This window comes from Lactobacillus kefiranofaciens, assembly GCF_900103655.1.
GTDB classification, from domain to species: Bacteria; Bacillota; Bacilli; order Lactobacillales; family Lactobacillaceae; genus Lactobacillus; species Lactobacillus kefiranofaciens.
The window spans coordinates 25376-46893 of sequence record NZ_FMXC01000001.1 but is presented as its reverse complement, the minus strand read 5'-3'; the positions used below and the strand labels follow the sequence as shown (position 1 = coordinate 46893).

The following is a 21518-nucleotide window of genomic DNA, read 5'->3' as shown; positions in this document are numbered from 1 at the left end:
AATTAAGCTTCAATCTTTTCAACTGTAACCTTAGTATAAGGTTGACGGTGACCATACTTGCTGTGTGAGTGCTTCTTAGGCTTGTACTTGAAAGTTACAACCTTCCTTTCCTTACCTTGCTTTTCAACTTTAGCAGTTACCTTAGCACCATCTACTAATGGAGTACCAACCTTAACGTCGTCACCATTAGAAACAAGGATAACTTCGTCAAAAGTTACTGAACTGCCTTCTTCAGCATCAAGCTTTTCTACAAATACGCTGTCGCCTTCTGCAACTTTGTATTGCTTACCACCGGTCTTAATAATTGCGTACATTTGTACACCTCCGAAAAAATACTTAGACTCGCCGAACTGGGGTGCTTCTTACACAAGAAGACTTCTAACCTCAAGCCGTGCGGTTGCAGATGTGGAGGTCTCCACAAATACAACTCTTATATCATACAACGCTTTTCAATTAAGATCAATAATTTTAGGATTTTTTAGTTTCCTTATATTCAATTGACTGCGTACCTTCATAAGCTGGTAAACCATTTTCAGCCCGATATAAAGCACGCTCAAACGAACGATAGCCTTTAGATGATGAAACTGCAAACTTTACGCCATACTTTGAAGCAAATTCTTGAATATTCCAAGTTGCATCATGAGCAGCATAAGCAGTCATTAGAATCACAATATCTAAATCCTTGATCTGTCTTTCCATTACCTTTTTCTTACCTTCAAAGGCATTAATTGGAATTGGGATACCGTTATAGCGAGTAACAATTCCTTCAAGAATACCTTCATTTTGATTATCACCAATTGCAATTCCAACTCTTTGATAATGCAGATTCATGTCTAGTTTGGTTAATTCTTCTGCAGTGTCTTTTTTGCTCTTATCTTTTTTCTTATAAGATAAATCAGACTGCTTAGGCGGATCTACTTGATAAATCCAGCGAATTTGCACAGCATCTGCTGGATTCTTCTTAATACGGACATCCCCCGTATACCAAGCCAAATCTACAATTGAACCATCTTCTAGATGAATATTTTCACCCTGATAATAACTGGAATCAACTGGAATCGTTACTTCCTTGCAGCGAATGCGCAGCTTTTCACCTTTAATATTGCGTGTAATTGCTAATTGCCCCGTTCTTCCCTGTACAACTGCATAACGAAACTCTTCAATTGGATCATAGTCGCGACTGCGCAATTTTTGACAACCGACTACACGCAATACTTCAGCTTCATAATTAGAATTATCCTTATCTTCTAGAGCTTCCACAATATCACCACTTCTTAAATTGAGTGAATGTATTTGCGATTCCTTAATGCGATAGACAATCTGTCCATTATCATTAATTAAATTGCAACCAGATAAGGCTCTAATCACTGTATAACGTTTTCCTTTACGATAATCTCGCTTAGGCTGCTGTTTAAGTTTAATTGCATCCTCAAAAATTTTCTTATTGACTACATCCTTAGTAGTTTTTGATTTTTGAATTGCCTGATCAAGCTTACCTAAGACATTGCCATAGCGTTTGCCAACACCTGATACAAAAGTTAACTTGTGTAGTGCGGCTAAAGACTCATTTTTAGCTCCAGCATCCCCTGGCACCTCGATTAATTTAGTTAAACCCAGTAATAGATTTTTAAATTGTTTAAGATCCGCATTTCGTTGAGCAATTGACTGTGTATTAGCTGTATTTCCTTCAGCCATAGCAATAATTGCCTTAATCGCATTCAAACTGTTAGCTAAGCTCTTATCATCCGCATCTGTTTTATTCAAAATTATTTTAAGATTATTTCGATAATCATACATATTTTTCACCACTTTTATTTGTCATACTTTTATATTTTATTACTTACTTTTAATTAATAAAAATAAATGATATTTTTCTTTTGCTTTCAAACGTGCGTTGGATATAATTGATTTACCATTTTTAATATATCTATTGAAAGGAGAATTATAATTATGCCCTTAAATGTCCTTGATCATCCTCAAAAGAAACTAATTTCCAATGCCAACTTTTGGCAACTAATCGACCAACAATGCCATGAAAATAATTTCACTAATTTTAAAGGGATCTCTTTTGTTTCTTCAATTAAGTTTATCGAAACTTACTTGCTGCCTCACTTTTCCAAAATCACTCTAATTTTAGGTTTGAGCGACAATGGTCAAAATTCGATCGGAAAAAGAATTGATCAATTATTAAATAAACGTAAAAATATAATTGAATATAGCTATAAACACCCTACAAGTGAATTTACCACTAGACTACTTGACGGAAGCCTTGAACTTCTTTTTACCAAGAATGAATTAATCCATACTAAATTTTATCAAGTTAGCAACAGTCAAAGGTATGCTGTTTTTTCCGGTTCAATGAATTTAACTCAAGCAGCTTTGTCTCAAAATATGGAGCAACTAATTCTTGATTACGGTTCAACTGCAGATCCTCTATTTCAGTCTTATCAGCAACTATTCAACAATAATTTACAACATGCAACTACTTACATTAATTCTAAAAAACTAGCAGGATATTTAAAGGCTAAAGATACTGAAGAATTACAAATTCATATTCTACACGATTCTTCACTTAGCATTGATAACAATTTAAACTCTGACAAAAAAGATATTGTTATTCTACCGGCTGAAGAAATAAAAAAATACCGTGAACAATACAGCAAAGACGACGAATTTAAAAAGCTTTCTGAAAAAGAAAAATTAACAGTCACACAAGCAATTACTTTATTTGGAGATGGTGGACATAAAAGAAGAAAGCTAGATACTATCGGACGTGATTTATATACGCTAACTCAAAAAATTACTCACCAAGATCAAAAGCAAAATGATGAAACACTGAAAATTAATCGTGAAGTAGATCTCTTCCCTAAGCCAGCATTATTCTACAATAATGGGCAACTTTTTCAAGCAGCTAAAATTGGCAATAATATACCAAGCCAAGTTGTATCCTCTAACCTAACTAACGATCAATTGAAAGATGCACTACAACTATTTTGCGATATCGTGCATGAATATAATACTTACAAAGATGTCGGAGAAGGCTGGCAAGCCTGTGATTTCATGCTTTTTCTTTATGAATCACCTTGGCTTTGGAAAATCCGCAACTTATACGAACTATCTAATTCGAACCGTTCTAGAGAAGATGTACCAATTGCAGTTGCTTTAATTGGACAAGGACGAACTGGTAAATCAACTTTAGGAAAGAAATTAGCTGCTAAACTAATCGGCGCCCACAATTTCTTAGACAGTGGGATGTTAGATTCTAAAAATTATGTTAATGGCAAGAGTAACATTAATATGACTATCACCACTACATTAAGCGATTATGTTTACAGCAATGGGCCCGTTAGTCCTTTAATGATTGATGATGTAAGTCCAGATTTAACCACGCGAACTTACTTCGAGAGATTTATTAAAGAAGTTACTAACAACCGAAATTTAACCCATCCCCTACCAACGTTTATCTTTACTATGAACAGACGTGAAAGCTCAATCAAATCACAGTTTTCATTAAAAACAGAGATGATGCGTCGTTTATGGTATCTTAGCTTTGAATCTACCTTTTCAGGTAATAATGAAAAACGTGAAGAAGCATTAAATAGTTTATTTAACAGAGCTAATGACGATTTATTCAAATATTGCCAAGTTAAGTTAGCTGAATTTTTTGCAAACGTATCTTCTGCAGATGCAAAGGAAATTGAAAAGGATTATCTTTATCCTATTAAATCAATTATTAAGATTGCACTTAAAAAATTTGAAATCTACGATCAAATTGATAAATATTTTTCAGAAAACTACGATTATTCTCTTTTTGTTGGTCGCAACGACTGGGCAATGTTAATCAATCAAGCTGAAACAGGTAAAGATATTATCTTTACTCAACAAAATGATCGATTAAAAGCACAAGTTAATAAGCAATTATTTAATAAAGTTTCCGACAGTACGGCAAGAAATAGTGGTTCAATGTTAATGGAACGGTATTTCCAATATTTGCCACGAAAATATCACATTTCTTCTCAGCAAACTAGCACCGGATTTATTATCGATATTAAAAATTTTGATAAATGGCTAGGCAATGATACTTTAATGACTAAATATCAGAATAGTGATAAAGTACGGGCTCATCAACAACAAGATGCCGTTATTCAAATGGCTAAGGCAACTACTCAAATGACTGAAATGGGTAAGCAAATGTCAGAACTAAATAAAAAATTAATGGACCAAGAACAAAAGAAAAAGCACCATAGTTGGTTTGGCAATTTTTTTCATAAATAGCTAACTTGTTCTTTGCATTTTAACTTTAGTCCCACTATAATTTAAGAAAGTAGCATTTAATTATGCAAGGAGGATTTGCGATGGTTAAAACTCGTCCTGAAGACTTAAATTGGAATAAACTTGGTTTTAAATATCATGATCTGCCTTATCGCTGGGTTGATGAATTTAAAGATGGTAAATGGCAAGGTGGACATCTAACTCAAGATTCATCCATTACCTTTAATGAAGCTGCTGAAGAATTACATTATGGTCAAGAAATTTTTGAAGGCTTAAAAGCATATCGCAGAAAAGATGGCGGGATTAATCTTTTTAGACCTGATCAAAACGCTAAGAGAATGGCTAATTCCGCTAAACGTTTACTAATGGAACCTTATCCAGAGGATAAATTTATCAAAGCTGTCAAAGAAGTAGTCAAGGCTAACCAAGATTTTGTTCCTCCTTATGGCTCTGATGGTACTTTATATTTGCGTCCTTTCATGATGGGAATGCAATCTGTTGTCGGTGTTTCTCCTTCTGAAACCTACCAATTTAGAATTTATGCTACACCTGTTGGTGCTTACGTTAAGGGTCTTAAGCCTATGCCTTACGAAGTCAGTGACTATGATCGAGCTGCACCAGCTGGTACTGGTCAAGCTAAAACCGCTGGCAATTATGCCAGCAGTTTAATGCCATCTTTAATTGCAAAAAAGAACGGGTTCGCCGATGCTCTTTATTTGGATCCTAAAGAGCATAAGTATATTGACGAATTTGGGGGTGCTAACTTCTTTGGCATTACTAAAGAAGGACAATTCCAGACGCCAAAATCAGATTCAATCCTGCCTTCTATTACTAAACGCTCAATCCTTAAACTGGCTAAGGATCTCGACCTTGATCCAATTGAAACTAAAATTCCGATTAACGAAATAGATCGTTTCGCAGAAACTGGTGCTATGGGAACAGCTGCAGTTATTTCTCCCGTTGGTTCACTAACTTATAAAGGTAAAAAGCATGTCTTTGGCAGTGAAACTAAAGCCGGTCCAATCACTCAAAAACTTTACGATACTTTATTTGGCATTCAAGTTGGTGACTTAGCAGATAACTACAATTGGGTAGTTAAATTGAATTAAATTAAACATATCTAAAAAAGATCTTCTGTTTTTTAAACGCAGAAGATCTTTTTTACTCAAAACTAGGCTCTCCATTCACCGCCCTGACCGTATGAATGCTTGCCTAATTCATTAATGATTACATGAATATGTTCCTTAGGTGCCCCAGTATTCTTATGTACTGCCTCAGTAACATCTTTCATCAAATTAGTAATCTGTTCATCTGAACGTCCCTTAATTAATTCAATATGTACAAATGGCATAAAAATTCCTCCTTTTTCAATTAATTATACAAGCTTTTTTAGAAAGCGCCACCACCGCTTCCTCCACCAATACCACCAGATGAACCGCCAGAAAAGCCACCACTGGTACCAGAAACTGACGAAGAACCATATGATACGCCACTAGAAAAACTGCTTTCAAAATTATTAGCAAAGCCATCATTACCGGGACTATAAAACGCACTGCCTACAATAAAACCAGTACTACTTAATTCTTCTTGACTAAATTCTAGTTTTAACTGTTTTAGTACCTTCTTAGACAAGCCAAAGGCTACAGCATAAGGCATAATATCTTCCCATAAGATCAGATCGCCAACGTCCTTCATCTTGAAACGACCAATATCATCTAACATTTTTTCGAAGCCACGCACCTTGTTAGTTTCGATGGCTCCTTTTTGTGTATAAAGACTCAATCGATGATTGCCAATAAAGAAGGCAATGAATTCAAGCAAGATTAATCCTATGCCTATCAAAACAATATAGGTATTAGCATTAAAGCAAAAAACTGCGATCACCCAAGTGATAGTACTAAGCACAATCCCAGTAATAGTAAGCTTGCGGTAATGACTACGTTGTCGTTCAATTTTATCATCTAGATAGCCTGCAGCAGTTACCGCATCATATTGCTTATTACACCACTCATCAAACTTTTGACCTAGTTTTTTAGAAGCATATTTTTTCAAAGAATTCGTAGTAAAAGAATTTCCATCTCCCACTTGTTTGAACAAAAAGTAAATCAGCTCATCAGCGAGAATACTCTTATCTACTAGAGAAATCTGATAATGCGTTTTCTTTAAATGCTTTGTGTGATATTCTTCGATCTTTACTTTATGCTGGCCGGCTAGCTGCATCAAATAGGCCGTAAACGCCTTCGTATTGGGTAAAGCAACATTATCCAAAATTTGCGCACCCACTGGATTAACATCAGGAATATCATAATTATGTGATAATTCTTTAGTTTTCTTAGGCTTAAAACCAGCTTTTTTATTAAATAATCCCTTAATAACAACAAATAATCCGCTAACTAATGAAATGGCTACTACAGTCCAATTAACATAAGATCGATTACGTCGTTTTCGATTTGCCTCATTTGCTAATTGAGCTTCCTGCTTTTCGATTGCTTTTTTTCTATTTTCTTTAACTACATTGGTATTAATGGCAGTCACTGAAGTTGGAAAAAGCGCATGAACTTCAACTCCACTATCACCCGCTACATCATCAGCTGTCATGATAATTTTCCCTTGTCTAGGCAATACCTGAGTATAGCCATCAAGTGGTCCGTGCGCCCATGCTTTTAAGCCTTTAACTGAACCTGGAAAAATTACCGTAGCCCTGACATGATCTAAATCTGCATCCCAACCATTACCAATAATCTTGAAATTCAATTCTGCAGTATCTTGATAATTAGTAATTAAATGCAAGATTTTATAAGAGTATTCCACTTTGACAGCATCAGCTTCAGCAATATTGTGAAATACTTTAAATTTATAAGAATTCTTATTTTTGGTTAATTGATAAGTATTATTCTTGCCACTTTGAGATAATTTTACTGGATGATTATTTACTTTTACTTGGATATTGGTAATTTTTTGTTTTTTAGTCAAGTTCTGCCGATAAAAAACACCATGTGCATCACTGTCAAAACTATAATTGAACTCACGATGCATCGTTACTGATCCATCACGATTCACCTTAGCAGTTACAGCAACATTGTTAATATCATAATTAACATCAGCTTTAACTTTTTGAGTAAAAACAATCATTAAGCCGAGCAAACTTAAAAGTCCAACTAGACCTAGATACTTCTTTCTCATGATTTAACCTCAGTTTTTCTCTAAAAAGTTATCAATTAAAGTAAAAGCGCACTTTTGATACTTGCCCTTAAAGTCATGTCCTGCATGTTTAAATTTATAAAGTTGAGCATGTTTAAATTTTTTAGCAGCTTTTTCAGAATAAGTTTCGGGCACAATAATATCATCTGTACCGTGAAGCAAGAGAACAGGACCATGATATTTAGTAGCGCTCCTTAATAAATTAAACTTAAACAGCTTCTCAAAATAAGCTTTGCCAACGGTGAAACCAAACAAATTCAAAGTTTTGGGCACTTTTTTAATGGAGCCAAAGGCAGCTTGAGTATAATCAGAGATCGAAAATGCAGGATAAAGTAAAATTAATGATCTAATTTCCTTAGGATTCTTTGAAGCCAGCATCGCAGCAACTGCACCACCTTGACTTTCACCTAAAAGTGAAACTCTTTTAGAATTTACATCATTTCTATTTTTAACAGCCTTTAAAACAGTTTTCAGATTTTGCTCTTCAGTAAAAATCGACATCTGCAATTGATCTATACCGTTACTTAAACCACATTTTGCACCACCTGGGAAATCAAACGCATAAGCTAAATAGCCGCGACTGGCTAGGTACTTTGCATAATTAGCTAAATCTTGGTGATTGCCTGCTAAACCGTGCGCTAAAATTACTGCCTTCTTTTTACCAACCTTATTTTGTGGCAAATACAAGCGACCATAAATATTGACACCATCTCTTTGTATAGTCCAATTTTGCTCAATTACTTGATATTTCCCCTGCTTCGGTTTTATCTTTTTTTCAACTTTAACGGTCTTCGAATTTGATTTCACATGATGTGTATTATCACTTACTGTGCATCCCGCAAGTAAAGTGGTTAAACTCAATAAAATTATTGTTATTAGTCGTTTTTTCAAAATTTAATTCACCTTTTTATCAAACATCTAGACGTTTTTCTAGGTATTTTCATTATACAAAAAAGCGTAACAATTTTCTAAAAATAGGAAAATCATTACGCTTTTCAATATTCAGTTTTTAAACTTAGAAATTAGCACACTTTACATACAATCCTTTGCCAATACGGTAGTAACTCTTGCCATGAATATGGAATCTCGTACCGTAAGTTTTAACTGGAGTACCTTTTCTCAAAATTCTCCAGTTAGCACGACGACCCGCATGATTATAAATGTAAACATTATGCTTCATCACGCGCGAATTGCCTAAGACATTACTTGCCATGACATAACGATCGTCACCAACTCTAATGGCTGTCTTGCCATTATCAAGCTTCACGGTTGAACCGTAATATTTAATGCCATAGTAAGCTGCATAGTAACCGCTTTGACGTTCGCCCTTCTTATTGTAAATGTAAGCCTTCTTCATTACATAACCAGACGTTGCCAACTCATTATTAGTAGTTGCTGCAGGCTTAGGGTTAGAAGCCGGCTTAGCACTTGCAGTATTTTCCGCTGGTTTATTTGTTGGAGCTTGCGAAATAGCACCATTATTGGAAGTAACATTGCCATCTGTAGACAAAGGCAAAACTGCAACGTTACCATCAACATTTAAACCACGCCAATTATCGGTAAATTGCCAAATTGAAACTCCATTCATTGATGGGAAGTAATTAAAATTAGGATTATCAATTCTACCAGAAATAGCATATGAAGCTACCCATAAAGAATTAGGATATTTAGCAACTACGCTATTGGCATCAATCTGATGTTGCAAAACTGATGAACTTGCATAAAGAAGTGGCTTATAGCCTGCTGCCTTAATTTGATCCATAAAGGCAATAATTGCGTTAGCCGTTGGCGTCTTACCACCATAAATATTGTTGCCTTGACCAGTTTCATAGTCACAAGCTATGTATGAGCCCTTAGGCAAGCCAAATGCTTGAGCAGCTTTAATCGCATAATTAGCTTCTGCAACTGCAGCACTACTGTTAGAACTGAAAGTTGCAAAATGATATGCCATTGGCATCATATTATTTGATAAAGCTGTTGAAATTTGACTTGAAGCCTTAGGATTACTATAAGAAGTCCCTTCACTTACCTTAACGATAGCAAATTGTGCACCTGCATGAGCATGACTTGATAAGTCAGCACTCTGATAACTAGCAACATCCACGCCTAAGGCGCGAGCAGCAACGGAAGTTGCTGCTGCATTTACTGTTACTTGCGGCATATTCACGTGAGTCAATGCAACGCCCGCAGTACCAAGAATAGTTGCACATGCTAATTTAATAATAATCTTCTTAGTTTTAGTCAAAATTAATTTCCTCCGCTATGTGAAAACAACTAAAAAATTTCACATTTGTAGATCTTCTTTATATGGAATCAAATTTAGAATAATATCGATTTAAACTTTAGTCAACCGATATGGTTATAATGTAAGAAGCGATTAACATTTGTCATCTATTTGTATTATACAATTAATCATTTCAAATTAATGGTCAATCACTTAAAATACAAAAAAGCAACGCTTGAAAACGTTGCTACATTTATGATCCGGGTGAGATTCGAACCCACGACCCACAGTTTAGAAGACTGTTGCTCTATCCAGCTGAGCTACCAGACCATCTTGTATGTTTGTATGTCCTCAACAGAACATAAATTATTATATGAGAAGCTCATTCGAAATGCAAGGGTATTTTCAAAAAAATTCTTATTTTTTCAATTCTAGGCAAATTAATTAAAGTATAATTTAATTAGATACAGATACTTACTAGAAAAGAGAACGACTATGGAACTTAAAGATAAAATCAAAAAATTCGTAGAAGATTTCAGAACCGGTGCCTACAAACACGATACTAAGCGAGATAGCGATCTGCCAAATGATATTCCTGAAGTTGAACGTTTAGACAATCTGCCTTATGGTCCAGATCAGAAATGGCATACATTAGATGTCTATCTACCTAAAAAATACAAGGCCCCATTTCCTGTAATCATTAATATTCACGGTGGTGGCTGGGTTTATGGTACTAAAGAGATCTACCAATACTATGGTATGGGACTTGCTAAGCGAGGTTTTGCTTTTATTAATCCTAATTATCGTTTAGCGCCAGAAAATGCGGAATTTCCAGATGAACTAGACGATGTCGATCGTTACATGCACTGGGTTGATGAGCACGCTGAGGAATATCGTTTAGACAGAAATAATGTTTTCATCGTTGGTGATAGTGCTGGCGGACAAATGGCAGAACAATATGCAACTATTTTAACTAATCCTGATTATGCAAAGCTATTCCCATATAAGCCATTGAATTTAAAATTCCGTGCAGTTGGCCTAAACTGTGCTGCTTCTTTCATGCTAACCCCAAGCAACCTAGATGGATTAGCTAGTACTTACTTTACTAAAAAAGCAATAAATAAATATCACGAGCAGCTTAACGTCGAAAAATACATTAATCAAAACTTCCTGCCTACTTACTTAATTACCGCCAACAATGACTTTTTGCATGATATGCAATTTACGCTCTTTGGCTTCTTATTAGGACGTGGCGTCCATGCAATCTGTAAATCTTATGGTGATAAAGATAATCCGCACGGTCATGTCTTCTTCGTTGATCAAAAGGACGAATTAGCTGATATTGCAAACGATGAGGAAATTGAATTTTTCAGAAACTTTTTGCAAAAATAAATGAAAGGATAATTATGATTAAATTCTACGGTTACAAACGCTGCTCTACTTCACGCAAAGCACAAAAATGGATGGATGCGCACAATGTTAAGTACGAATTTCAAGATTTAGTAGAACAACCACCTAAAAAAGAAGATTTAATTAATTGGATGACCAAGTATTAAGATCGTGGCTTAAAATACTTTTTCAATACACATGGTCAGCATTACCGCGAACAAAAATTAAAAAATAAGATACCAACAATGACTATTAATGAAGCTGCAAGCATGATGGCTAAAGATGGTAAATTGATCAAAAGGCCCCTTGTTGTTGATGAACAGCATTTAACCTGTGGCTTTAAAGAAAATATTTTTGAACAAACTTGGTTATAAAAAAGAAAATAGTTCATCACCACAACTAAAATGGTAATGAACTATTTTTATGCTTCTAAATAAATTTTAATTTAGCAAGATAATTTTTAGGCTTTGCTAAATATTTTACTTACAGAATTGGACGCAAAATTGACCATATTTGACTTTTACGAAAAAAACTTAGATTTTATTATATATTAGATTTTATTATATAATGGAATAACTGACAATAGTAAGGAGATGTTTAACCTTGTACTAAGTTGAATCATAAAAAAGAAAAAATTAATTACTTAGAATAAAGAAGGAAAATTATGAAAACCGATAACTTGAAAAAGCTTTTGCATAAGAATCGACATAAGCTACATCATAGTAGCAATAAAGAAAATCAATTATATGCTGATTTTATTAAAATAAAAGAATTAAAATTAGCTAAAAAAGCAATTGTCTTCAATATGAAAAGAAATCAAATTATCAATGGACAATTGAACAAATATTTACATCCTAATTCTGTTCATATTCGCCTTAAGCCCTATTTTGATGCTGATATTTGGGTAAAATGGCTGGGTGTATTAGGTGATGTAACTTTACCTAATAAAACTAATTTAAATGGTTCACTATTAATTGATAAAATTTCTTGTTATTCAGATGAAAAAATAGAAATTCTTGACTATCACGCCTGGTTAAATATTGAAAATATCAAATATATTGAACATCCTGATCAACAACTGGCAATTGGCGATTATATCGAAGGAATTAGTAAGGTTAAACAATATGGTCAAGGGAAATACGGCTTAGCTGCTACATTTATTAAAAAAGCTGGGATATTTTTAGGTACTAATCGTCCTGAAACATTAGTCAGCGGCTACGATCGTCAAGATTCCTGGGTAGTTGAATTAAGCAATAATAATCTTACTAAGAAGAATTATACAGAAAATTATTTAACCCATAATACTGATGAGTTTGCAGCTAATGGGGCCCACGTTGATGTTAAGTTCCAACCCAGTCGCTATAAGAAATTCCAACAACGTTTGCAAGCATTACAGCAAGGTGAATCTAACGACGTTCTTCCTTTGGTTAACAAAAGCAAAGAAACCTATACTGCCGAAGTAATTCGTAGTCACGCCATTAAAATCCCTTCAATCGGTCATAAAATGCCGCAGTTGGAAGTTAAAAATATACGCAATGTTGCCAGCGATCGTTTGATTTTTGCCAAGTATTATTTGCCCTACGTTAGCGATATTAAAAAGTTAGGCGAATTGAAACCAGGTGACAAGATCCAATTCATGAGTGAAGCCTCACCTTCAAACAGTGGTACTTTCAATATGGTAACTGACTTCAAATTGTTGACTGAACATGAATTTGTCCCTGTACCAACTAACCCTAATATCTTCCTAGGCTATATTATGTGGCTTCATCCTGAAGAAGGCGAATCCAGCTACATCGCTAGTTATCAGAATTGGGCTTTAGCTAAAGACATTCATACTGAAGAAATTTCAAACGAGATTGAATCCTTGCGACCAACCTCTGCCTTATCTGAGCTTGAATTAGTTAATACATTAGATGTTGACAAAAAAATTGTAGAAAATGCAAGAAAACAAGGTCTTATTAAGCCAACCGCGGATTCAGGCTTAACCAGACGATATGACGCTAAAAGTTGGGACATCATGCGAAAAGTGATTGGTGCACAAGATGCATCAACTGTAGAACACCTAAAAGATATCCTACCTATTTTTACAACTGATGATATTGTTAAACAAACCGGGATTGACCGTAGTGAAGTTGACACACGCATTAGACAAGAAGAATTCTTCCCTCTTAATGGATTACATTACTCAATTAATGTTTACGGTCCCAGGGTCATGGACCTCTTCAAAGCACGTAAAACTGTTCGTAATCTTTTACCTAACAAAAATACCATTGTCACTAAACGCGAAATCCCAATTGATAAAAATGCCAGTACCTGTAGAAAAGCCTAAGAAAATTGATACAGATAAGATCTTAAAGGCCACGGTTAATAAAACTTCCACTGAACCTAAAAAAGAAGACAAGCAACCTATTAAAACAGTTGAAAAAGCTAAAGCTACAGAGCCAGAAAAGAAAATCGAAGTGCCTAAAGTTAAGATTATCAAGCATGCCGAGCCTAAAAATAAACCAATTGCAAATAAATTGATTAGTAAACCAGTTGCAACTGAATCTGCTCCAATTGAAGCACCAAAAGCTCCTGTTGCTAATACCGGTTCAACTATTTTATTGGCGACCTTTGATGAAACTAAATATGAGTACAGTTCTCCTGATTCACAAATCATCGAAGACATTATGCAAGCTGCTGCTAACCCAACCATCAATAAGATGCTGCAAGTTAAAAATATTGCTACACAACAAATTGAGATTATTTCGGTTAAGGCAATTATGAAAATGCAAGTTAAATAAGAAGAAAGCTGAGTATTTGATGATACTCAGCTTTCTGTTTACATATCCAAAATTTTCTTCTTTTTTGCCTGAAACTCTTCTTCAGTCAAAATGCCTTCATCCTTAAGGCCTTTCAACTTTTTAATTTGTTCCAGCTGTTGATCGACAACCGATCCTTTCTGGGCTAATTTAGCATATTTTCTAATTTTATCTGCTAGAATTCCAGCTGGTACTTTATTAAGCGAGTTAAAATCTAACTGTGCATCCTTGACAATCAACTTCAATTCAACATAAGCCAATTGTTGTTTGAGGATAACACTCTTAATCTGAGCTAGCGGAATAATATTTGTATTTTCACTAGTCATTTTCTTTTGTAAAATAAGCAAACGATAATTCGTACAAATTAACATTACTGTCTTGCTATGGTCATCAATTCCAACAGCCGCATATTCAATCGTTTCACTTTCTTCAATTAAATTTGCCAAGGGCAACAAATCATGACTATTCAACCAAACATCATAAACTTCAGCTTTGATTAATTGCTGCTTGATCCTAGATGGCAAAGCTAATTTTTTTATTTTGACAATTGCCTGCTGGCTACGTTGCTTAGCTAAGAATGACTGATTAGCTTGTTGCTGTTTTTTACTAAATAAATTAAATAATCCCATAAATTAACTTCTCTTATTACTTTTCAAATACATCTTTAAAAGCGCGAACTGCCTGATTACTACGTTTATCAGGAATAATAGCATAGATTACTATTTCAATGCTGCTTGTCTGAGCAAAAACTCTCCGCCACATTTTAGCAACTTCATCTGCCGTAAAGCCAAAGACGCCTGCTCCCCATGCACCTAAGATTAAGACATTAACTTTCTGCTCTTCAGCAATTTGCTTAACAAAATTCATGCGACTAAGCATTGCACTATTTGCGTTACTCTCAAATTTCATTTGTGCTTCTTTATCTTCTACTAAACGTCGGCCAGCACTCTTATTAGGTGCAGCACAAGTAATCACAGCACTCTTCCCCTGTGGCACCGTAGAAGTGCCCCATAAAATATCGGGTGAATACAAGGCGCGATTTAAATACATCTTCTGATTCAGATGCCGTTTATTCCAATCATAGAAATTCTTCTGACTCGAAATAACTGGATACAAATCTGATTGCGCGCAAATCGCTTCTTCTTGCGCCATAGCACCATTCAAGAAACCCCCGCCGGGATTAGTATATGAAGCAAAATTCAATGCCGCAATTTTTTGACCTTTATATGTTTTAAAAGCCTTGATTACTGCTTGATCCGTAGCTAGTGGCCAAACGATTTGCTGGGCTAATTTAGTAAAATTATTTTTTGATTTATCATTAAAAGAATCCTGATCATACACGATAGTTTCTTCAATTGACTGCTGAATCTGCGTTTGAAACAGTTTCTCTACCATTGCCTCATGTTTTCTGGCGTTGTCTTTTACTTGAGTTCTATTCATTGAACATACCTTCTTTTACGTCTATTTTTCTTTTAGTTTACTCTGATTTGCTATGACTCCATAGTATTAACTATAGTACTCAATATTTATTACACAAAAAAATCAAAATCCTTAATCGCTTTGATAATTTAAAAAAACTAATTATTAAACAAAATTGTGCGAATCATTTTATAAACTGATCTATAGATGTATTTCCCGGTCAAATAGGTGTCGCATCTCTTCATTAAAGTTATGTGCAATAAACACGACTGTCGCACTACCAGTAAGAATATTTTGCAAGATTTTCATCGTCGCAGCTTCATCAATTAAAATTAATTTGCTTTGATGAACCAAACTTCTAGCTAAAACAATTTTCTGTCTTTGACCACCCGAAACATTCAATTGATCCAAATTTATGCTCGTCTCAATTCCTGCCGGCATCTTAGTCACATCGCTTGCAAACTCCACTCGTTTTATTGCAGCATTTATGCCATCATCTAATTTCTGATTAAACATCGTAATATTTTTTGCAATAGTGGTTGGAAAAAAAGTTGGTTCCTGCGGCAAATAACCAATCTCGGATAGATTAGGATAAATCCTCGTTCCATTTTGATCAAAATATTGGATCTCACCACAACTAGCTTGTTTTTCTCCTAATAGCAATTTAAATAAAGTTGACTTGCCTGCTCCTGAATCACCAGTCAGTAAAATCTTTTCTCCTGCTTTTACTTGAATATCGGGGAAAACAACTCCTTCACCATTTTCAAAATCAATTGCTAAATCATGAATTGTAAATCCTGCTGGTGCTTTTGCATTTACCGTTCTTGTCGTAGTAATTTTTTCTCTAGATGCTAAAATCTCTTCACGTAACTTCTTAGTTGCACGCATCTTGCCGGTATAATTAGCGATGCCTTGAAGCGAGCTAAAAAGCGCTGCACTAAAATTGCCAATACTAGCGACTAACCCAAACACGACCAAATTATTAGCAACTAAGTATCCTGTTAATAAGAAAATCAAAGCATCCCCTAGTGAATAAGCTAATTGATTCAAGTAATCTAATTCTTGATCAACTTTCTGTTTTTGCACATTAGCTGCTCCCAAACGACCTGAAAATTTAGCAACGGTTTTGAATAACTTTTCATTAGCTTCAAACCTTCGCAATTCAGACAATCCAATTAGCCAATCACCCAAAGTTGTTAAATATTCTCGATTAGCTGAAGAAACTTTCTTAGTTGCTCTTTGCAGTGGCTTATCTAACAACTTGGGCAAGAAGATTTGAACCACAGCTAAAAGTAAACAGGCGATTAACAATGCCCATTGAAAGGTTAATAAAGTCATGGTCACACTGCAGATGCTTGCGATCATCCCTGCTACCCATATAAAAGAATTAAAGTAATCTTTATGCAAGATTTTTATATCATTAGTTAGTCGATTCTGTACACTTCCTACCTTATGTTGATGACTATCAGTAAAATAGTGATCCGTGATTTCTTGTCTTACTAAGTGAAAATACTTTTGCAATGCTTTTTGCCAAAGTATGGAAGCGATATTATAAAATAAAAATACTAACGCATAACAAATTAATTGAATTACTGTCCACCATAAAAATAATTTTAAATCTCTATTTTTAACTGCATTGAATTGCAACGTTAAAGTATAGGCAACTCCAACCTCTCCACCTGCAGCGATCATTTGCAAACTAATTGCCAGACAAAATCTAAATAGCTCTAACTTAAATAATTCCTTCCAGTTCATTATTTTTCCTCCAAGCAAATTTCACGATCGAACAATGCTTTTTGCTCTGATGTTAAATTATGAGCAATCATTAGAAGTGTTGCCTTTGTTTTTATCAAATTCTGCAGAATTAAGGTTGTGGCTTTTTGATCGATGGCACTAGTTGGCTCATCTAAATAAAGAATCGGCGTCTGGTGCAGTAATAACCGCATTAAAACTACTTTTTGCTTCTGTCCACCAGAGAGCAATTCATGATGAGGATCCAGCTTTGTCTGTAGCCCATCATTAAAACGTGCCTGATCGTCTTTAAAAGCCACTTGTTCTACTAGGTCACCAACTCTTGAATTGAGCTTTGAATTAAACATCGTGATATTATCTGCAATGCTACCTGGAAAGATTAATAAATCTTGCGCCAGATAGCCTAGTTTCCTTAGATCGGGATGTAAAACCTTACTGTTCTTATCTAAATAAATCACCTCACCTGTTTTAGGCTTAACTTGTCCCAGCATTACTTTTAACAAAGTAGATTTACCAGTACCGCTATCTCCTGTCAGTAAAACCTTGTCGCTTCGATGAAGAGTGAAATCAGGATAACTAATGCTTTCACCTGCTTTATAGTGAACGGTTAAATTCTTTACTTGAATAGAATCAACTTTATCCAAGTCATCATATTGATTTTCAACTACTACTTTTTGTAGCACTTTCAATCGATTACGAAGTGTTCTGGTCGATTTCAACTGCATATATCTATTCACACAGCTATCAACACTATAGAAAATACCATTGGCGAAATACCCAGCCGTTAAAATTACACCTAAATCAACTTGATGATTAAAAAACAAAATTCCAGCAATTAAAGGTACGCCGACACGCCCAGCAATATTAAAGATTGCAGCTACCATTGCTGTATAAGCTAATGCTTTGTCACGTTTATATTCACTTTTTTCTAGCTGATAACTATTCTTTCCTACTACTTTCTTTAAGACCGTTTTATTCTGATATCGTCTTAATTCAGCTAGTCCATTGAACCATTTTTCTATGGCATGTAAAAAATCAGCATTTTTACTAGATACTTTTTCTGTAGCTTTATTAGTATATTTTTCAAGTAACTTAGGGACAAGAACTGCTAGCAAGGCAACTAATAAGGCATAGGCAACTAATAACCAATGAAATGAAAAGAGCGTCCCAATAGTTAACAAAATATAAATAAAGTCACAAACAAAGTAGAATAGCACATCATAATAGCTCTCTTGCACCAGCTGCAAATCATTGCCTAAATGATTTTCCATTTCTGAGACTTTAGCTGGCTTTTGATAATAGTGTGCAACTATTTTTTGTCTTACTTGATGAAACAAATCCTGTGTTTGTCTAGTATTTTGTACATTAGAGTAATTAAAGCTAATGTTACAAATTTGACCGAAAATAAATTGAACTGCAATCAATACAACAAAATAGACAAATTTTCCCTAAGACAAAGCATTAAGCTGTGAACTAGTCAAATAGGTGTAAACTGTAGTAGCTGCTTGAGTCAACGTAATTAAAAACAATACTAAAAAAGCACGCTGATGATTAATTTTAAAATAATCTTTTAAACCCATTATTTTCCTCATTCTTTGTAAAAATATTAGTTTTTTTCTGAATCTAATAATGATTTATTGCAAAGAAAAAACACTGCCATGAGATACTCACTCTCAAAAACAGTGCAACAAATAAAGGCTAATTTAGACGTAGAAAATTACCCTAGATTCACTTACTGCTAATAATTGAGATGTGAGCAAAATTAGGTACACTAAATAAGCATGTAAATACAGTATTTTGCTAAACAACAAATCAAATATTAGAACTTACGTAAACGAATCATATGGCAATAAAACCTCTCTGTTTCTACTAATTATTTAAAATAATATCATACATATTTAATTTAGCAAGCTTTTTTAATGAAATCAAATACCTAGAATATTTTTCCTATAAAAATAAAGCCTTTTCATCTTAAAATATTTCCATATTACTTTCATTTTTATTGGTTCTACTCTCTTAAAAAGGTAAACTATAGATAATTAAACTAACCAAAGGAGAAAAATATGAAATACAATCAATACGCCTACGTCGATACACCTTTTGAGCAACAGGTCAAAGAATTAATCGACATCAACTTTTTGCCTAGAAATTACGCCGATTGGGATTTTAGCGACTTGTTGGCTAAGTTAATCAAAAATACAATCGCCGAGGCTAAAACTGCGAAGCTAGCAGAATTCGCCGTTTCCGATCACGAAACCTTGGCTGACTTTTTAAAGCAAGAACCAACGTCCATTGGTACAGCTCAATTCTATAATGTAGCTTTGCAGCTTTTAGGCTACCATGTTCATTACGATTACGACTTTGCTGATCCAACGGGCTTTATGCAAAAACAAGCTTTGCCTTTTGTACAAGATATTAGCGATAATCAAAAGCTCATTTCTGCTTTTTATCGTTTACTTAATACCCGTACTAAGAACGGTCAGATTTTACTTGATGTGATGGCTGGTAAAGGCTACTTCACTCAATTCTGGGGTCAAAATAAGTTCAAGTTCTTCAACGGCAAGTCTATTCCTGTTTTTGATACCAACAAGGTTATTCGCGAAGTTGTTTATGTTGAAACTGATCTTGATACTGATCACGACGGCAAGAGCGATTTGATTCAAACGACTATCTTCCGTCCTGCTGAAACAAACAAAGGACTTCAAGTGCCAGCACTTTACACAGCATCTCCATACTTTGGCGGCATTATTGCTAATGAAAAACGCAACCATAGCGTTGACGAAAACCTATCTGATGCTACTGAATGGAATGATCCACAATACGTTCACTCACCAATCGTCAAGGCGCAAAAGCCAGATGGCTCTAGCCACCCAGCAACTGAAGAAGCAGTACACAAGTCTTCTTACCCACTTAACGAATACATGTTAGCTCGCGGTTTTGCCAGTGTCTTCGCTGGTGCAATCGGAACCCGCGGCAGTGACGGCGTCCGCATCACTGGTGCGCCTGAAGAAACCGAATCTGCAAAAGCAGTAATCGAATGGCTCCATGGTGATCGTGTTGCCTACACTGACAGAACTAGAACTGTTCAAACTAAAGCTGATTGGTGCAACGGTAATATCGGGATGACTGGTCGTTCATACTTAGGTACTTTACAAATTGCGATTGCTACTACTGGAGTTAAGGGCCTAAAGACTGTTGTTTCTGAAGCTGCGATTTCTTCTTGGTATGACTACTATCGTGAACATGGTTTGGTTATTGCTCCTGAAGCTTGCCAAGGCGAAGATTTAGACTTACTTGCTGAAACTTGTCAATCAAACTTGTGGGATGCAGGGTCATATCTCAAGATCAAGTCAGAATATGACAAGATGCAAAAAGAATTGCTTGAAAAAGAGGATCGTGCAACGGGTCAATATTCTGACTTCTGGGAAGCAAGAAATTACCGTCACCACGCTGATGGTATCAAGTGTTCCTGGATTTCTGTTCATGGCTTAAATGACTGGAACGTTAAGCCAAAGAACGTTTACAAGATCTGGCAATTGGTTAAAAAGATGCCAATGAAGCATCACCTCTTCTTGCACCAAGGTCCACACTACAATATGAACAACTTTGTTTCGATTGACTTTACAGACTTGATGAACCTTTGGTTTGTTCATGAACTTTTAGGCATTGAAAATAATGCTTACAATCAATGGCCAACGGTTATGATTCAAGATAACTTGCAAGCTGACAAGTGGCATGAAGAACCTGACTGGAGCAATGATTTAGGCCAAGAAAAGATCTACTACCCTACTGATGAAGGCGAACTTTTCCAAGATGGCAACGGCAAAGCACAAAAGTCCTTTACCGATGTTGGCGGTATTGAATTCAAGAAAGCTGGTATTTCAGAAAGCGATTGGCAATACAAGTTCATTTGCGGTGATGAAAAATGGGCTAAGCCAAGTTTACGTTTTGAAACTGATGAATTTATTCATCCAACTACGATTGTGGGTCGTCCTGAAGTCAAAGTTCGCGTTTCTGGCAGTTTGCCTAAGGGTGAAATCTCCGTTGCTTTAGTTGAACTTGGTGAAAGAAAACGTTTGATTGCTACACCTAAATTCTTGATGCGCGGTGGTCAAGAACTTGGTTACAGATTTGGTACTGACACTTTGCAAGAATTTGTCCCAGACAAGAAGACTAAGGCTAAATTAATCACCAAGGCACACATGAACTTACAAAACTACAAAGACATGAAAAAGCCTGAAGAAATCGAAGCTGATAAATTCTACGATTTAGACTTCTTGCTTCAACCTACCTACTACACCATTCCATCTGGCAGCAAGTTAGCTTTAATCATCTATTCAACCGACGAAGGGATGACGAAGCGTCCACTTGAAGAAGAAACTTATACAGTTGATTTAGCCAAGACTGAGATTAAGTTTTATGAAAAATAAATAATTTAAAAATCATATTAATAAGCACTA

Annotated in this window: 15 protein-coding genes, 1 tRNA gene, 2 pseudogenes and 1 other annotated feature; of the genes and pseudogenes, 7 read left to right on the top strand and 11 right to left on the bottom strand. The window is 35.2% G+C overall.

Annotation, left to right across the window (positions count from 1 at the left end; translation table 11 throughout):
• Nucleotides 1-2: 2 nt before the first annotated feature.
• Both rplU and BLP58_RS00255 read right to left on the bottom strand, forming a co-directional pair.
• The gene (rplU, locus tag BLP58_RS00260) at nt 3-314 is read right to left on the bottom strand and encodes a 50S ribosomal protein L21 (RefSeq protein ID WP_025084108.1); all 312 of its coding nucleotides are present in this window, start codon (nt 312-314) and stop codon (nt 3-5) included.
• A gap of 14 nt (nt 315-328) precedes the next feature.
• Nucleotides 329-409 (bottom strand) — a sequence feature (ribosomal protein L21 leader region).
• Nucleotides 410-468: 59 nt separating this feature from the next.
• Complete coding sequence (locus BLP58_RS00255) at nt 469-1797, bottom strand: DUF2325 domain-containing protein (RefSeq protein WP_013853867.1); 1329 nt, start codon at nt 1795-1797, stop codon at nt 469-471.
• A gap of 153 nt (nt 1798-1950) precedes the next feature.
• Here BLP58_RS00255 and BLP58_RS00250 point away from each other — a divergent pair, with 153 nt between their 5' ends.
• Nucleotides 1951-4275 (top strand): phospholipase D family protein, encoded by a 2325-nt coding sequence (locus BLP58_RS00250; RefSeq protein WP_013853866.1) that lies wholly within the window; start codon nt 1951-1953, stop codon nt 4273-4275.
• A gap of 80 nt (nt 4276-4355) precedes the next feature.
• Entirely contained in the window at nt 4356-5381 is a 1026-nt protein-coding gene (locus BLP58_RS00245) for a branched-chain amino acid aminotransferase (RefSeq protein WP_013853865.1), read from the top strand.
• Nucleotides 5382-5443: 62 nt separating this feature from the next.
• On the opposite strand, the gene thmT is transcribed toward BLP58_RS00245, so the two are convergent.
• The 5 genes from thmT to BLP58_RS00220 all read right to left on the bottom strand — a co-directional run bounded on the left by thmT (nt 5444) and on the right by BLP58_RS00220 (nt 10027).
• The gene (gene thmT / locus BLP58_RS00240; RefSeq protein WP_003547962.1) at nt 5444-5623 is read right to left on the bottom strand and encodes a 2-hydroxymuconate tautomerase; all 180 of its coding nucleotides are present in this window, start codon (nt 5621-5623) and stop codon (nt 5444-5446) included.
• A gap of 38 nt (nt 5624-5661) precedes the next feature.
• Entirely contained in the window at nt 5662-7455 is a 1794-nt protein-coding gene (locus BLP58_RS00235; protein ID WP_013853864.1) for a DUF2207 domain-containing protein, read from the bottom strand.
• A 9-nt stretch (nt 7456-7464) separates the two neighbouring features.
• Nucleotides 7465-8364, bottom strand: a complete 900-nt coding sequence (locus BLP58_RS00230) for an alpha/beta hydrolase family protein (RefSeq protein ID WP_013853863.1) — start codon at nt 8362-8364, stop codon at nt 7465-7467.
• Nucleotides 8365-8488: 124 nt separating this feature from the next.
• Nucleotides 8489-9718, bottom strand: a complete 1230-nt coding sequence (locus BLP58_RS00225) for a GH25 family lysozyme (RefSeq protein ID WP_013853862.1) — start codon at nt 9716-9718, stop codon at nt 8489-8491.
• A gap of 235 nt (nt 9719-9953) precedes the next feature.
• Nucleotides 9954-10027: transfer RNA gene (locus BLP58_RS00220), tRNA-Arg, on the bottom strand.
• 165 nt (nt 10028-10192) lie between these two features.
• On the opposite strand from BLP58_RS00220, the gene BLP58_RS00215 reads away from it, so the two are divergent.
• The 4 genes and pseudogenes from BLP58_RS00215 to BLP58_RS12240 all read left to right on the top strand — a co-directional run bounded on the left by BLP58_RS00215 (nt 10193) and on the right by BLP58_RS12240 (nt 13869).
• Nucleotides 10193-11089 (top strand): alpha/beta hydrolase, encoded by an 897-nt coding sequence (locus BLP58_RS00215; protein WP_025084106.1) that lies wholly within the window; start codon nt 10193-10195, stop codon nt 11087-11089.
• A 14-nt stretch (nt 11090-11103) separates the two neighbouring features.
• Nucleotides 11104-11460: pseudogene (locus tag BLP58_RS00210) on the top strand (arsenate reductase family protein).
• A gap of 290 nt (nt 11461-11750) precedes the next feature.
• Nucleotides 11751-13415, top strand: a complete 1665-nt coding sequence (locus BLP58_RS00205; RefSeq protein WP_226908589.1) for a molybdenum ABC transporter ATP-binding protein — start codon at nt 11751-11753, stop codon at nt 13413-13415.
• Nucleotides 13381-13869, top strand: a complete 489-nt coding sequence (locus BLP58_RS12240; protein ID WP_236695757.1) for a hypothetical protein — start codon at nt 13381-13383, stop codon at nt 13867-13869. The genes BLP58_RS00205 and BLP58_RS12240 overlap by 35 nt, the downstream gene beginning before the upstream one ends.
• Nucleotides 13870-13907: 38 nt before the next feature.
• Here BLP58_RS12240 and BLP58_RS00200 read toward each other — a convergent pair whose 3' ends face one another.
• The 4 genes and pseudogenes from BLP58_RS00200 to BLP58_RS00185 form a co-directional block, all read right to left on the bottom strand.
• Nucleotides 13908-14516, bottom strand: a complete 609-nt coding sequence (locus tag BLP58_RS00200; protein WP_013853859.1) for a PH domain-containing protein — start codon at nt 14514-14516, stop codon at nt 13908-13910.
• 16 nt (nt 14517-14532) lie between these two features.
• Complete coding sequence (locus BLP58_RS00195; protein ID WP_013853858.1) at nt 14533-15327, bottom strand: TIGR02452 family protein; 795 nt, start codon at nt 15325-15327, stop codon at nt 14533-14535.
• Nucleotides 15328-15507: 180 nt separating this feature from the next.
• The gene (locus BLP58_RS00190; protein ID WP_013853857.1) at nt 15508-17061 is read right to left on the bottom strand and encodes an ATP-binding cassette domain-containing protein; all 1554 of its coding nucleotides are present in this window, start codon (nt 17059-17061) and stop codon (nt 15508-15510) included.
• A pseudogene (locus tag BLP58_RS00185) lies at nt 17061-18638 on the bottom strand (ATP-binding cassette domain-containing protein). Before BLP58_RS00185 ends, BLP58_RS00190 begins: the two are co-directional and overlap by 1 nt.
• 483 nt (nt 18639-19121) lie before the next feature.
• Between BLP58_RS00185 and BLP58_RS00180 the strand changes: the two are divergent.
• Complete coding sequence (locus tag BLP58_RS00180; protein ID WP_025084105.1) at nt 19122-21488, top strand: Xaa-Pro dipeptidyl-peptidase; 2367 nt, start codon at nt 19122-19124, stop codon at nt 21486-21488.
• The last annotated feature ends 30 nt before the right edge of the window (nt 21489-21518 follow it).

What these genes read in the sequence shown, in the direction of transcription:
- rplU (WP_025084108.1), bottom strand. Translation starts at nt 314, where the DNA reads ATGTACGCAATTATTAAGACCGGTGGTAAGCAATACAAAGTTGCAGAA.
- BLP58_RS00255 (WP_013853867.1), bottom strand. Translation starts at nt 1,797, where the DNA reads ATGTATGATTATCGAAATAATCTTAAAATAATTTTGAATAAAACAGAT.
- BLP58_RS00250 (WP_013853866.1), top strand. Translation starts at nt 1,951, where the DNA reads ATGCCCTTAAATGTCCTTGATCATCCTCAAAAGAAACTAATTTCCAAT.
- BLP58_RS00245 (WP_013853865.1), top strand. Translation starts at nt 4,356, where the DNA reads ATGGTTAAAACTCGTCCTGAAGACTTAAATTGGAATAAACTTGGTTTT.
- thmT (WP_003547962.1), bottom strand. Translation starts at nt 5,623, where the DNA reads ATGCCATTTGTACATATTGAATTAATTAAGGGACGTTCAGATGAACAG.
- BLP58_RS00235 (WP_013853864.1), bottom strand. Translation starts at nt 7,455, where the DNA reads ATGAGAAAGAAGTATCTAGGTCTAGTTGGACTTTTAAGTTTGCTCGGC.
- BLP58_RS00215 (WP_025084106.1), top strand. Translation starts at nt 10,193, where the DNA reads ATGGAACTTAAAGATAAAATCAAAAAATTCGTAGAAGATTTCAGAACC.
- BLP58_RS00205 (WP_226908589.1), top strand. Translation starts at nt 11,751, where the DNA reads ATGAAAACCGATAACTTGAAAAAGCTTTTGCATAAGAATCGACATAAG.
- BLP58_RS00200 (WP_013853859.1), bottom strand. Translation starts at nt 14,516, where the DNA reads ATGGGATTATTTAATTTATTTAGTAAAAAACAGCAACAAGCTAATCAG.
- BLP58_RS00195 (WP_013853858.1), bottom strand. Translation starts at nt 15,327, where the DNA reads ATGAATAGAACTCAAGTAAAAGACAACGCCAGAAAACATGAGGCAATG.
- BLP58_RS00190 (WP_013853857.1), bottom strand. Translation starts at nt 17,061, where the DNA reads ATGAACTGGAAGGAATTATTTAAGTTAGAGCTATTTAGATTTTGTCTG.
- BLP58_RS00180 (WP_025084105.1), top strand. Translation starts at nt 19,122, where the DNA reads ATGAAATACAATCAATACGCCTACGTCGATACACCTTTTGAGCAACAG.